The sequence below is a fragment of the Staphylococcus sp. AS1337 genome, from assembly GCF_051408735.1.
Classification (GTDB): Bacteria; Bacillota; Bacilli; order Staphylococcales; family Staphylococcaceae; genus Staphylococcus; species Staphylococcus xylosus_B.
Genome location: NZ_JBOIHZ010000030.1, coordinates 1 through 253, shown reverse-complemented (window position 1 = coordinate 253; position 253 = coordinate 1). Strand labels below are relative to the sequence as shown.

The 253-nt window shown below is 28.9% G+C and carries 1 protein-coding gene; it reads left to right on the top strand.

Annotated elements, in window-relative coordinates; genetic code table 11:
• Positions 1–253, top strand: a 253-nt coding sequence (locus ACSUE0_RS14590; protein ID WP_436957844.1) for a MerR family transcriptional regulator, incomplete at both ends; no start/stop codon positions are given.

The following is a 253-nucleotide window of genomic DNA, read 5'->3' as shown; positions in this document are numbered from 1 at the left end:
AGGTATTATGAAAAGGAAGGTATATTACCTATTGTGAAAAGAGACAAGAATGGAAATCGTACGTATACCGATGAAAATATAGAATGGTTGAGATTTATTAAATTGTTAAGAGCAACAGATATGGGGATTGAGGATATAAAGCATTATGTTTTTTTATTTAATCAAGGGCATTCTACGATAGAAAAAAGACGTGAAATTTTAAGTGAACACAAGGAAAGTATAAAAAATGAAATTAAAAGCAAGTTAGATTGTC